The sequence below is a fragment of the Achromobacter sp. 1014246743 genome, from assembly GCF_059760725.1.
Window position 1 is genome coordinate 12,590 of sequence record NZ_JCBANA010000019.1, and the last position, 12,674, is coordinate 25,263.

Annotated in this window: 8 protein-coding genes; 7 read left to right on the top strand and 1 reads right to left on the bottom strand. The window is 58.0% G+C overall.

Going from position 1 to position 12,674, the window contains the following annotated elements:
* The first annotated feature begins 20 nt into the window (after positions 1 to 20).
* From AC6LJ2_RS10230 to AC6LJ2_RS10260, 7 genes are all read left to right on the top strand, one after another.
* Entirely contained in the window at positions 21 to 1,523 is a 1,503-nt protein-coding gene (locus AC6LJ2_RS10230; protein WP_498151308.1) for a type I restriction-modification system subunit M, read from the top strand.
* The gene (locus tag AC6LJ2_RS10235) at positions 1,520 to 3,043 is read left to right on the top strand and encodes a type I restriction-modification system subunit M (protein WP_498151309.1); all 1,524 of its coding nucleotides are present in this window, start codon (positions 1,520 to 1,522) and stop codon (positions 3,041 to 3,043) included. Before AC6LJ2_RS10230 ends, AC6LJ2_RS10235 begins: the two co-directional genes overlap by 4 nt.
* On the top strand, positions 3,040 to 4,944 hold the full coding sequence (locus AC6LJ2_RS10240; RefSeq protein ID WP_498151310.1) for an ATP-dependent nuclease: 1,905 nt from the start codon (positions 3,040 to 3,042) through the stop codon (positions 4,942 to 4,944). Before AC6LJ2_RS10235 ends, AC6LJ2_RS10240 begins: the two co-directional genes overlap by 4 nt.
* Positions 4,941 to 6,611 carry a UvrD-helicase domain-containing protein gene (locus tag AC6LJ2_RS10245; RefSeq protein WP_498151311.1) on the top strand — a complete coding sequence of 557 codons (1,671 nt, stop codon included), beginning with the start codon at positions 4,941 to 4,943 and terminating at the stop codon, positions 6,609 to 6,611. Before AC6LJ2_RS10240 ends, AC6LJ2_RS10245 begins: the two co-directional genes overlap by 4 nt.
* Positions 6,611 to 7,795 (top strand): restriction endonuclease subunit S, encoded by a 1,185-nt coding sequence (locus tag AC6LJ2_RS10250; RefSeq protein ID WP_498151312.1) that lies wholly within the window; start codon positions 6,611 to 6,613, stop codon positions 7,793 to 7,795. The genes AC6LJ2_RS10245 and AC6LJ2_RS10250 overlap by 1 nt, the downstream gene beginning before the upstream one ends.
* Complete coding sequence (locus tag AC6LJ2_RS10255; protein ID WP_498151313.1) at positions 7,796 to 10,783, top strand: type I restriction endonuclease subunit R; 2,988 nt, start codon at positions 7,796 to 7,798, stop codon at positions 10,781 to 10,783. It abuts the gene before it with no gap.
* A gap of 78 nt (positions 10,784 to 10,861) precedes the next feature.
* Positions 10,862 to 12,004 (top strand): Fic family protein, encoded by a 1,143-nt coding sequence (locus AC6LJ2_RS10260; RefSeq protein WP_498151314.1) that lies wholly within the window; start codon positions 10,862 to 10,864, stop codon positions 12,002 to 12,004.
* 223 nt (positions 12,005 to 12,227) lie between these two features.
* Here the strand turns inward: AC6LJ2_RS10260 and AC6LJ2_RS10265 are convergent, their stop codons facing one another.
* Positions 12,228 to 12,671 carry a MarR family winged helix-turn-helix transcriptional regulator gene (locus AC6LJ2_RS10265; protein WP_498151315.1) on the bottom strand — a complete coding sequence of 148 codons (444 nt, stop codon included), beginning with the start codon at positions 12,669 to 12,671 and terminating at the stop codon, positions 12,228 to 12,230.
* Between the last annotated feature and the right edge of the window lie 3 nt (positions 12,672 to 12,674).

Here is a 12,674-nt window from a genome sequence, read left to right on the forward strand (position 1 = left end):
GCTAAGAGGCCATCATCCAAATGACCGACTCTTCTGCAAAAATTACCGCGAACCAACTAGAAAGCCACCTTTGGGAATCCGCCAACATTCTGCGCGGCCCGGTGGATGCCGCTGACTTCAAGACCTACATTTTTCCGCTGCTGTTCTTCAAGCGCATCTGCGATGTCTGGGATGAAGAGTACCAGGATATCGTCGATGAGACTGGCGACGAGCAACTGGCCTGGTTTCCAGAATCGCACCGCTTCCAGATCCCCGAAGACTGCCACTGGAACGACGTTCGCACCAGGGCCAGCAATGTCGGGACGGCCCTTCAGCGCGCGATGCGCGAGATCGAAAAGGCCAACCCCGACACCCTGTACGGCGTGTTCGGCGATGCCCAGTGGTCGAACAAGGAGCGGCTGTCTGATGCCCTGCTCAAGGACTTGATCGAGCACTTCTCCAAACTGCCGTTTGGCAACAAGAACGTCGACTCGGATCTGCTTGGCGACGCCTACGAGTACCTGATCAAGAAGTTCGCCGACGCCACCAACAAAAAAGCAGGCGAGTTCTACACCCCGCGCAGCGTGGTGCGGCTGATGATCGACATGCTCGATCCCAAAGAAGCCCAGACCATCTACGACCCGGCCTGCGGCACCGGGGGTATGCTGCTGGCCGCCGTCCAACATGTAAAGGAACAGCACGGCGACGTGAAGCGCCTGTGGGGCAAGCTGTATGGGCAAGAGAAAAACCTCACGACCTCATCCATCGCGCGGATGAACCTGTTCCTCCACGGCATCGAAGATTTCCAGGTGGTGCGCGGCGACACGCTGCGCAACCCAGCCTTCTTCGAGGGCGACCGACTGGCCTCGTTCGACTGTGTGATCGCCAATCCGCCCTTTTCGCTGGAAAAGTGGGGCGAGGACCTGTGGCGGAACGATCCTTTCGGCCGCAACTTTGCTGGCCTGCCGCCCTCATCCAGCGGTGACTTCGCCTGGGTCCAACACATGGTCGGGTCGATGGCCGACGTCAGCGGCCGGATGGCCGTGGTGCTGCCCCAGGGCGCCCTGTTCCGCAAGGGGGTAGAAGGCAGCATCCGCCAGAAGCTGCTGGAAATGGATCTGGTCGAGGCCGTGATCGGCCTGGCACCCAACCTTTTCTACGGCACCGGCCTCGCTGCGTGCATCCTGATCTTGCGCAAGCGCAAACCGGTCAAGCACAAGAAGAAAGTACTGATCGCCGATGCGTCACGCCTGTTCCGCCGGGGCCGCGCGCAGAACTATCCGGAACCCGAGCACGCAGCCGAGATCCTCGGCTGGTATCGCGGCTTTGTCGATGTGCAGGACGCGGTCCGCGTGGTCAGACTCGACGAGATCAAAGCCGAAGACTGGACGCTGAACATTTCGCGCTATGTCCTGCCGCCATTACAAGAAGACATTCCACCGCTGCCCGACGCAATCGCGGCATTCAAGGAAGCGCTCACCCGCTGCCGCGAGGCCGAAGGACGGCTTGCACAGGTCATGACTGAAGGGGGAGGGCTGCAATGAGTCACCAAAACAAACGCATCAGCCAAAAAGAACTCGAAAGCTACCTGTGGGGCGCCGCCGTATTGCTCCGTGGTCTCATCGACGCCGGCGACTACAAACAGTTCATCTTTCCGCTGCTGTTCTACAAGCGCGTCTCGGACGTTTGGGACGAGGAATACCAGGCGGCGCTGGCCAACTCGAAGGGCGACCTTTCTTATGCCCAGTTCGCCGAGAACCACCGCTTCCAGATCCCCCAAGGCGCTCACTGGACCGATGTGCGTCAGACGCCGAAGAACGTGGGCGCAGCCACCCAGAAAGCCATGCGCGCCATCGAGTCGGCAAACCCGGACATGCTCGATGGCATCTTCGGCGATGCCCCGTGGACCAACCGCGAGCGTCTGCCCGATGAAACACTGAAGAACCTGATCGAGCACTTCTCAACCCAGACACTCTCGGTAGCCAACGTTCCCGAGGATGAGCTAGGCAATGCTTACGAATACCTGATCAAGAAGTTCGCCGACGACTCGGGCCACACGGCTGCCGAGTTCTACACCAACCGCACCGTCGTGCATCTGATGACGCAGCTTTTGGCGCCGCAGGCGGGCGAGTCGATTTACGACCCCACCTGCGGCACCGGTGGCATGCTGATCTCGGCCTTGGATGAAGTGAAACGCTCGGGTGGCGAATACCGCACCCTCAAGCTTTATGGGCAGGAGCGCAACCTCATTACCTCATCCATCGCCCGAATGAACCTGTTCCTGCACGGGGTGGAAGATTTCGAGATCAGCCGCGGCGACACCCTGGCCGAACCCAAGCACATCGAAGGCGACCGCTTGCGCCAATTCGATGTGATTCTGGCCAACCCGCCGTACTCCATCAAACAGTGGAACCGCGAGGCCTGGAGCAGTGACAAGTGGGGCCGCAACTCCCTGGGTACTCCGCCACAGGGCCGCGCCGATTACGCCTTCCAGCAGCACATCCTGACCAGCCTCAGCGCCAAGGGACGTAGTGCTGTGCTCTGGCCCCACGGTGTGCTGTTCCGTAACGAGGAACAAGCCATGCGCGCCAAGATGGTCGAACAGGACTGGGTCGAGGCCGTCATCGGCTTGGGGCCCAACCTGTTCTACAACTCCCCGATGGAGTCATGCATCGTCATCTGCAACCGCAAGAAGGGCGCCAATCGCAAGGGTAAGGTGATCTTCATTGACGCGGTGAACGAGGTCACCCGGGAACGGGCGCAGAGCTTTCTCAAGCCCGAGCACCAGCAGCACGTCCTGACCGCCTACAAGACCTTTGCGGACATGCCCGGTTTCGCCAAGGTCGCGACCCTGGCCGAAATCGGCGCAAATGCCGGCAACCTCTCGATCCCGTTGTACGTGAAGCGTATTGCCGCCGCCGTTGCCACCGACAGCAATGGCGAAGCGGTATCGCTACGCTCTACCTGGGACCAATGGCAAACCGAAGGGCGTGCATTCTGGCTGCAGATGGACGCATTGGTGGAAACGCTGGATGGCCTTTCCAAAGCTGAGGAGGCCCAATGAAGCTTCAAACGATCCGGCTCTCGAACTTTCAGTCATTCGGAGCAGCGCCCACCGAAATTCGGCTGGAGGAGATTACTTACCTCATCGGCCCTAACGGCTCAGGCAAGACAGCCGCACTTCAAGCCCTGTGCCGTCTGTTTGCCTTTGATCCTTCACTGCGCCGAATCTTGCGCTCGGACTTTCATGTTCCATTCAGCGAGGCAGCACCGCCTGCTGAGCGTCGGCTATGGATCGAAACCGACTTCCTGTTCCCGGAACTTGGCGACGACGACGACAACAGCACGGTAGCTCCTCATTTCGGCCACATGCGCCTTGACGAAATCGATGGCACACCGCGCGTGCGATTCCGCCTCACCGCCACCATGGGCTTGGATGGGGACATAGAAGAAAGCATGGTCTATGTGCTGAACATCAATGCAGATGGCTCGCCACTGACCACTGCTCAGGTCCCCCGATCTGAACGTAACCATATCCACGTTCACTACCTACCTGCACGCCGTGATCCCGCCGATCACATTGCCTACGGCGCCAATGCATTGCTGGGGCGCATGCTGCGTGCGGTGAACTGGGATGCAGAGCGAACTGTCATCAAGGGTCTGACCGACCAGATCAGCGACAGCTTGGCGGCCAATCCATCAATCAATGCGTTCAGCACTAGCTTGAAAACGGCATGGAGCGTTTTGCACAAGGGAAGCTTCTTTGCCGACCCCAAGCTTACTTTTGTTGCGTCTGAGATTGAAACCTTGCTACGACACATGTCGGTGTCATTCACGCCGGGCCATGACGAGCACTTGGTCGACTTCTCGCGATTGAGCGATGGTCAGAAGTCGATGCTTTATCTCTCGCTCGTACTGTCCTCGCAAGCCATCGGTCGCGCGGTCCTGGCTGAAGAAGACAATTCTTTCGACGCATACAAGCTGCGCCCGCCCGTGTTTACGGTAGTGGCGGTCGAAGAGCCCGAAAACAGCCTCTCGCCGCACTACCTTGGACGGATCGTCACAGTGCTCAACGCGATGACCAGCGATGGTGACGCTCAAGCACTGATTGCAACCCATGCGCCCTCGATGCTGCGGCGCGTCGCTCCGGAAGGTATCCGCTATCTACAGCTGACCCATGAGCGAACATCGCGCGTCAAGCATATCAAGCTTCCAGATGCCGATGACGAGGCTCACAAGTTTGTGCGCGAGGCAGTGCAAGCCTTTCCGGAAGTCTATTTCTCGCGGCTTGTAGTGCTCGGCGAAGGCGATAGCGAAGAGATCGTTTTGCCACGGCTGCTGCAGGTCAAGGGGGCGCCCGTTGACGAGTCCGCCGTCACGATTGCGCCTTTGGGCGGTAGGCACGTTAACCATTTCTGGCGCCTTCTTTCCGCCCTTCAAATCCCTTATCTGACGTTGCTTGATCTCGATGTGGCGCGCCACCAGGCTGGGTGGGGGCGGATCAAGTACGTGAATGATCAGCTCGAAAAGTATCGGCCAGAACAAAAATTACCGAAGGACCACGGCATTCCAAAATGGGATTCAACAAAGGACATGGTGCGTGAGTACGAAAACTACCTTGATCTGCTTGAGGATCGAGATGTTTTCTTCTCATACCCCATGGATCTAGATTTCGCCATGTTGCTTGCGTACCCAGATGCGTATGGCGTGACAGAGGAAGATCCTGAGGACGCCACGATCAAAGCTGTCTTGGGCAAAAGTCACCACGACTCCAGCCAGTACAGCAAAGACGAACAGAAGCTGTTCAGCACCTATCATCAGCGCTTCAAGCTTGGTAGCAAACCCGCAGCCCATATTGACGCACTGGCTCAGCTGACAGATGAAGAGTTGCTGACTAACATGCCAGAATCGCTGAGCAGATTGGCTGATGCCGTCATTGCCAAGCTCGCGGAGTTGCCGGAATGATTGCAGTCGATGCCTGGAAACCTGCGGATGGGCTGACTCTTGAGCCGAATGCATTGCTGGGAGCTAAGGAGCGTACGCGCAGTCTCGCGCTGACAGCAGGGCCAGGAGCGGGCAAGACCGAAATGCTTGCGCAGCGAGCAGACTTCCTGCTGCGCACGGGGACGTGTCGTTACCCCAAACGGATTTTGGCAATTTCGTTCAAAGTTGATGCCAGTAGCAACCTGAAAGAGCGAGTAAAGCGGCGCTGTGGTTCCGAGCTTGCCTCGCGGTTTGACAGCTATACCTTTCACGCTTTTGCCAAGCGCGTCATTGATCGCTTCCGTCCGGTGCTGACGGGCGAGTATGCGCTGGATGTTGGGTACAAAATTGCCGATCGAAAGCCCGCCCCATCTCGAACCTTGATCGAGTTTTCCGATCTGGTGCCGTTTGCGATTCAGATTCTGCGACAGTCTGCAGCAGCGCGGAACGCCATTCGGCAAACCTACACCGACGTCTTCCTCGACGAATTCCAGGACTGCACCAACCTGCAGTACGAGTTGCTCAAGCTCGCCTTTCAAAGTACGAGCATTCGATTGACCGCTGTGGGTGACACCAAACAGAAAATCATGGGTTGGGCAGGAGCCATGGACGGCATCTTCCAAGCGTTCGTTGCCGACTTTGCCGCTGTCCCGCTCAATTTGTACCGTAACTTTCGCTCAAAGCCGCGACTGCTTCGCCTACAGAACGAGATCATTCGCAAGCTTGATCCACCTTCCATCATGTCTGATGAGCAGCTTGCCGGCGACGAAGGCGAGGTATTTGTATGGCGCTTCGACGATAGTCGTCAGGAGGCTGACCACCTCGCAGGTTTGATTGAAGATTGGATAACGACCGAGCAGCTGCCACCTGCGGAAATTGCGGTCCTGATTCGTAATCAGCTCGACCTGTACGCCGATCATCTGATGGCGGCATTGGAGGCGCGCGGCATCCCGTTCCGTAACGAGCAGCAGATGCAGGACATCACGGTCGAGCCGGCCGCACGTTTAATCGTGGACTATCTCTCTTGCCTCTATGGCCAGCGCGAGCCAAATGCTTGGATTCGGCTCATGAATCAGCTCATCCCTTTTGCTGATGAAGAGATTCAGTCGAACGCGCGCAAGGACCTGGATCGGCTCGTCAAGCAGCAGCGAAATGGGATAGCCATTGCCGAGCTGATCGATGAGCCGTTTTCCGGCCGGTGGAAGTTTGTTCAGGCATTTCTGAAGCAAGTCAGTATAGAAACACTGGTGTCGCTCTCGCCGGACTACGAATCGCATGATCGGTTGAGAGAGGTGGTTCGTGATACTAAGGCTAGGATCGAGGAACTGTTGAAGCTAGAGCCTAACTTGCCCAAAGCCCTTGAGCGATTCTCAGACGACCAAGCGGTACGAATCCTGACCATCCATAAGAGCAAGGGCCTTGAGTTCGATTCAGTCATCATCATGGCCGTCGAAAACCAAATATTTTTTGGAAGTCAGGATGAAAATCGATGCGCCTACTTCGTCGGCGTTTCCCGCGCGAAAAAGCGACTTGTTCTTACCCATGTAGATCAACGGGAACGCCCTGCTGGCGCAAACAACTGGCGAGTTTGTCGCACTCCCCAAGCCGAGTACCTGGATTATGCAATGCCACTTGTGAGACAAGAATAATGAATAACGAGACTTTGAAGCCCGGCTGGCGTCGGGTGAAATTAGGCGACGTGGTGCGCCTCTCGAAATCTCGCAGCCAAGATCCGCTAGCCGATGGTTTTGAACGCTACGTCGGTCTGGAACATCTCGAACCAGGTGATTTGCGCATTCGCAGTTGGGGCAGCATCGCTGACGGCGTGAGCTTCACCAGCGTGTTTCAACCTGGACAGGTGCTGTTCGGCAAGCGACGCGCTTACCAGCGCAAGGTGGCTGTGGCGGACTTCTCCGGCGTGTGTTCCGGGGATATCTACGTGATGGAGACCAAGGACGCGCTGGTCTTGCTGCCGGAGTTGCTGCCCTTTATTTGTCAGACCGACGCATTCTTCGATCACGCGGTGGGTACGTCGGCAGGCTCCTTAAGCCCGCGCACGAACTGGACAAGTTTGGCGGGCTTTGAGTTCGCCTTGCCGCCGCTGGATAAGCAGGAGTCACTTGTAAGGCTGCTTCGTACTGTGACTGATGCCAGTCAAGCTCAAAGGAACAGCATCAAAGCAGCCGAGTGTTTGCTCCAGTCATTCAAGAACGAGGCGATTGGAAATAACACTGCAGGCGTCGCCAAGAATGCCCTCCTCGGCAACGTACTGCTGGGGTCCCCAGATAGCGGATGCAGTGCGCCTCCGAGAGATGCTGAGACTGGCTATTTCGTCTTGGGGCTTGCTGCGCTGTCACGGCATGGTTACGTGACGGGCGACTTCAAGCCCGTGGAACCTACCAGAAAAATGCTTTCGGCAAAGCTGTCAAAGGGAGATTTGCTCATTTCGCGTTCCAACACACCAGACAGAGTTGGCTACGTCGGAATTTTTGATGATGAACGAGATGATGTGTCGTTTCCAGACACGATGATGAGGTTGAAGCCGAATCCGGACGTAGTTGACCCGATCTACCTCGAGGCCGTACTTCAGACCACCTCCTCCCGCGAGTTTCTGATGCGAATCGCTGCGGGAACAAGCGCGAGCATGAAGAAAATCAACCGCGCCAATTTGCTGAAAATGCCTTTCAGACTTCCGAGTCTTGATGCTCAGTGTGCTGTACTTGAGCAACTACACGATCTAAGAGCTGCGGTGGTCCTCCAGCGCGACCGAATGGCTGCAACACGCTCGCTCATCACACAAGTATCTGCGGCAGCGTTGGCTGGGGGCAAATGAATGTTTAACGAATCCAACACCGTCGAAGCCTACGTCCGCGATCTGCTCGCCGGTCCGACCAAGGTTGTCCCGACCAACTCCGTCCATGAATCCCAACCCAGCTACGGCCCTAGCCCTAAGGGCATCGGCTGGCGCTACGCTCCGCCGGCTGAGGTGCCGCGCCAGATTCAGGAGGTGCTGGTCGAGCCTTGGCTGCGCGAGGCGTTGATTCGCCTGAACCCGGAGATCGCTGCCCAGCCCGACCGCGCCGAAGAGGTACTCTACAAGCTGCGCGCCATCGTGCTGTCGGTGCGCTCGGATGGCCTGATCCGAGCCAACGAGGAAATGACCGCGTGGATGCGTGGTGAGCGCTCGATGCCCTTCGGCCAAAACAACGAGCATGTGCCGGTGCGGCTGATCGACCTGGACGACCTCGCGCAGAACCAGTACATCGTCACCCAACAGTACACCTACCGGGCGGGCTCCACCGAGCGCCGAGCCGATCTGGTGCTCTTGGTCAACGGTCTGCCCTTGGTGCTGATCGAGGCAAAGACCCCGGTCAAGAAGTGCATCAGCTGGGTCGATGGTGCGGTGCAGGTGCACGACGACTACGAGAAGTTCGTGCCGGAGCTCTTTGTTTGCAACGTGTTCTCAGTGGCCACTGAGGGTAAGGCCTACCACTATGGTTCCATCGGGCTACCGGTCAAGGACTGGGGCCCTTGGCATCTGGATGGCAATGGCGACGATGGGCAACATCATCCGCTCAAATCGCTCAAGCTTTCCGCCGAAAGCATGCTGCGGCCGCAAGTGGTGCTGGATATCCTGGGCAGTTTCACCCTGTTCGCCACCAACAAGAAAAAGCAGCGCATCAAGATCATTTGCCGTTACCAGCAGTTTGAAGCGGCCAATAGGATTGTCGAGCGCGTGCTAGCGGGTTACCCGAAAAAAGGGCTGATCTGGCATTTCCAAGGTTCGGGAAAATCGCTACTAATGGTATTTGCAGCGCAGAAGCTGCGCATGCATGCCGGGCTGAAGAACCCCACCGTCCTCATCGTTGTGGACCGGATCGACCTCGACAGCCAGATCACCGGCACGTTCACCGGTGCTGACATCCCGAATCTGGAAAAGGCCGACAGCCGCGAGAAGCTGCAGCAGCTATTAGCGCGCGATGTGCGAAAGATCATCATCACGACGATCTTCAAGTTCGGTGAGGCTACTGGCAGCCTGAACGACCGCAGCAACATCATCGCCTTAGTCGATGAAGCACATCGCACTCAGGAAGGTGATTTGGGCCGCAAGATGCGTGAGGCCCTGCCAAATGCGTTTTTATTTGGCCTGACTGGCACGCCCATCAACCGTGCTGACCGCAACACCTTCTACGCCTTCGGCGCCGAGGAGGATGAGAGGGGCTATATGAGCCGTTACGGCTTCGAGGAGTCGATCCGCGACGGTGCCACGCTGAAGCTGCACTTCGAACCCCGCCTGATTGACCTGCACATCGACAAGGCGGCGCTCGATGCCGCCTACAAGGACCTGACCGGCGGCCTTTCAGATCTGGACAAGGACAACCTCGCCAAGACCGCTGCCAAGATGGCCGTTTTGGTGAAGACGCCCGAGCGAATCCGCAAGATTTGCGAGGACATCGTCGAGCACTATCAGTCCAAGGTGGAACCCAACGGCTTTAAGGGGCAGATCGTCACCTTCGACCGGGAATCCTGCCTGCTGTTCAAGGCCGAGTTGGACAAGCTGCTGCCGCCCGGGGCCACGGACATCGTCATGTCGGTGCAGGCCGCGGACAAGAAGGAGCATCCAGAGTACTCGCCCTACGACCGAAGCCGCGACGAAGAAGAGCGACTGCTGGATCGCTTCCGTGACCCGGCCGACCCGCTCAAGCTGATCATCGTCACGGCCAAGCTGCTGACCGGCTTCGATGCGCCCATTTTGCAGGCCATGTACCTGGACAAGCCGTTGCGCGATCACACGCTGTTACAGGCTATCTGCCGGGTCAATCGTACTTACTCCGAGCAAAAGACCCACGGCCTGATCGTCGACTACCTCGGCATCTTCGATGATGTGGCGGCAGCGCTGGAATTTGACGACAAGAGCGTCAAACAAGTGGTCAGCAATATCCAGGAGCTAAAAGATAAGCTGCCTCAGGCCATGCAGAAGTGTTTGGCCTTCTTTGTCGGTTGCGACCGGACTTTGCTGGGCTATGAGGGCTTGATCGCCGCGCAGCAATGCTTGCCCAATAACGAAGTGCGAGATGGCTTCGCTGCCGAGTACAGCGTGCTCAACAAGATTTGGGAGGCGCTGTCGCCAGATGCGGTTCTAAACCCGTTCGAAGCAGACTACAAGTGGTTGTCGCAGGTGTATCAGTCGGTGCAGCCATCGAGCGGTCACGGCAAGCTGATCTGGCATTCGCTAGGTGCCAAGACTATTGAGTTGATTCATCAGAACGTGCATGTGGATGCGGTGCGGGATGATCTCGACACATTAGTTCTAGATGCGGATTTGCTTGAGGCGGTGCTCTCGAATCCCGATCCGAAAAAGGCCAAGGAGATCGAGATCAAGCTTAAGCGCAGGCTGCGCGGGAAGGGAGTGAATTCAAGGTTCAAGAAGCTGTCGGAGAGGCTTGACGCTCTGAGAGATCGATTCGAGTCTGGACAGATAAATAGCGTCGAATTTCTGAAGCAGCTACTCGAAATTGCTAAGCAAACGCTGCAAGCCGAGAACGAGCTGCCCCCCGAAGAAGACGAGGATCGAGGCAAGGCGGCGTTGACCGAATTGTTCAACGAGGTCAAAACATCCGAAACTCCCATTATGGTGGAGCGCGTAGTGGCAGACATAGATGAGATCGTGCGTCTAGTCCGCTTTCCTGGTTGGCAAAGTACTCAAGCGGGGGAGCGAGAGGTCAAGAAGGCACTGCGCAAAGCCCTCTTCAAATACAAGCTTCATGCAGATGAAGATTTGTTTGAGAAAGCATATAACTACATTCGGCAGTACTACTAAGGGTGGTTGGATTAAATTCACCGCATCTCCTGCGGCGAATTACTTGCGAATGCAGCAAATCGGCTCGATAATCACCGCATGAAACGCGGTGATTGCCTCTACCTCTGGCAAGCCCCGGAATGGCCGGACTGGCGCTACGACCTGGCCACAGTGGCCGAGCCGATGGCGCGCGTCAGCCGCGCGCAGGGGCTGTTGCTGGGTCGGCTGGCTGACGTCGGCCTGGGTCTACAGGGTGAAGCGAGTCTCGCCGCCCTGACGGATGACGTCATCAAAACCAGCGAGATCGAAGGCGAGCATCTGAATGTCGCCTCGGTGCGCTCATCCATCGCGCGCCGTCTTGGCGTGGATATCGGCTCGCTGGCCCCCGTGGACCGCAATGTGGAAGGCGTGGTCGAGATGGTGCTGGACGCCAGCGCCAACTACGCCCAGCCGCTGACGGTGGAGCGCCTGTTCGGGTGGCATGCCGCGCTATTTCCCACGGGCTACTCCGGCCTGAGCAAGATCACCATTGGCGACTGGCGTGACGACGCGCATGGGCCGATGCAGGTGGTATCCGGGCAGGTCGGGCGCCAGAAGGTGCACTACGAAGCGCCGCCCGCGAGGCGTCTGCCTGCCGAGATGGCGCGCTTTCTGGATTGGGTCAACGTGCCGGATACGCCGGAACCCGCCCTGGTGCGCGCTGGCCTGGGCCATCTGTGGTTCGTGACCCTGCATCCCTTTGACGATGGCAACGGCCGCATTGCTCGCGCCGTGGGCGATCTGCTGCTGGCGCGCGCGGATGGCAGCCCACAACGTTTCTACAGCCTGTCGGCGCAGATCCAACGTGAGCGCAAGCAGTACTACGACATCCTTGAGCGCACGCAAAATGGCACGCAGGATGTGACCGAGTGGCTGCTGTGGTTTCTGCGGATGCTGGACGAGGCCCTGAGTCACGCGCACCGCACGTTTGACGCGGTGCTGGGCAAAGCGCGATTCTGGCAACGCGTGTCGGGCGCCGCGTTGAACGAGCGGCAGGTGAAGGTGCTCAATCGTTTGCTCGATGGCTTCGAAGGCAAGCTGACCAGCAGCAAATGGGCAGCGCTGGCCAAGTGTTCGGCGGATACCGCGCTGCGCGATATCAATGAGCTGATGGCGTTGGGCGTGCTTGAACGCTCAGGCGCAGGCGGGCGTAGCACGAGCTACGAGTTGACTCCGCTTTCCGCGGAACACGAGCCAATCTGAGAACGTATTTCCAAGTGCGGGGATGAAATCTCGTCCAGGCCTGGCCAGAGGGCCAAATTGTGCAAGAGGCTATTGCACAATTGCTCCCGGGCCACAATCTGGTGTTGCTGAGTCGTTTGAAAGCGCCAACGGAGCGCCTGGCCTATGGCTGCGCCGCCATCGACATGGCTGGTCGGGCAATGGGCTGAACAGTCATATCGAAAGGTATGAAACTCGCGCCTGATCAAGCGCCCTTATCCCCCGCCCCACGCACGAAATTCTCTTCCAGTACGCTCAACACCCGGTTCAGCGTATCGATATCCGCCGCCGACAACCCCTTCAACGACTCATCAAAGAACGCCGCCCGCTTCGGCAGCGCTTCATCCACCACCGTTTGCCCTGCGGGCGTCAATCGCGCATTGGTCAGTCGGTTGTCGTTGGCATCGACCGCGCGGGAGATCCAGCCCAGTTTCTGCATGGCCTGCAGCTGACGCGTGAGGGATGCCGGGTCGAGCCGGCAACGTTCGGCCAGGTGCTTTTGCGAACACTGCCCGCATTCGTGCAGCGCCAGCAGGATGCGCCAGCGCGGTAGCGCGTGGCCGACCTTGGCGCTGAAGGCGCTTTGCATGACGCGGTAGGTCTGGCCCATGTGCTGGATGACCTGCAGGCCTTGTTGTTGTTTGGGCAAAAG

What these genes read in the sequence shown, in the direction of transcription:
- AC6LJ2_RS10230 (WP_498151308.1), top strand. Translation starts at nt 21, where the DNA reads ATGACCGACTCTTCTGCAAAAATTACCGCGAACCAACTAGAAAGCCAC.
- AC6LJ2_RS10235 (WP_498151309.1), top strand. Translation starts at nt 1,520, where the DNA reads ATGAGTCACCAAAACAAACGCATCAGCCAAAAAGAACTCGAAAGCTAC.
- AC6LJ2_RS10240 (WP_498151310.1), top strand. Translation starts at nt 3,040, where the DNA reads ATGAAGCTTCAAACGATCCGGCTCTCGAACTTTCAGTCATTCGGAGCA.
- AC6LJ2_RS10245 (WP_498151311.1), top strand. Translation starts at nt 4,941, where the DNA reads ATGATTGCAGTCGATGCCTGGAAACCTGCGGATGGGCTGACTCTTGAG.
- AC6LJ2_RS10250 (WP_498151312.1), top strand. Translation starts at nt 6,611, where the DNA reads ATGAATAACGAGACTTTGAAGCCCGGCTGGCGTCGGGTGAAATTAGGC.
- AC6LJ2_RS10255 (WP_498151313.1), top strand. Translation starts at nt 7,796, where the DNA reads ATGTTTAACGAATCCAACACCGTCGAAGCCTACGTCCGCGATCTGCTC.
- AC6LJ2_RS10260 (WP_498151314.1), top strand. Translation starts at nt 10,862, where the DNA reads ATGAAACGCGGTGATTGCCTCTACCTCTGGCAAGCCCCGGAATGGCCG.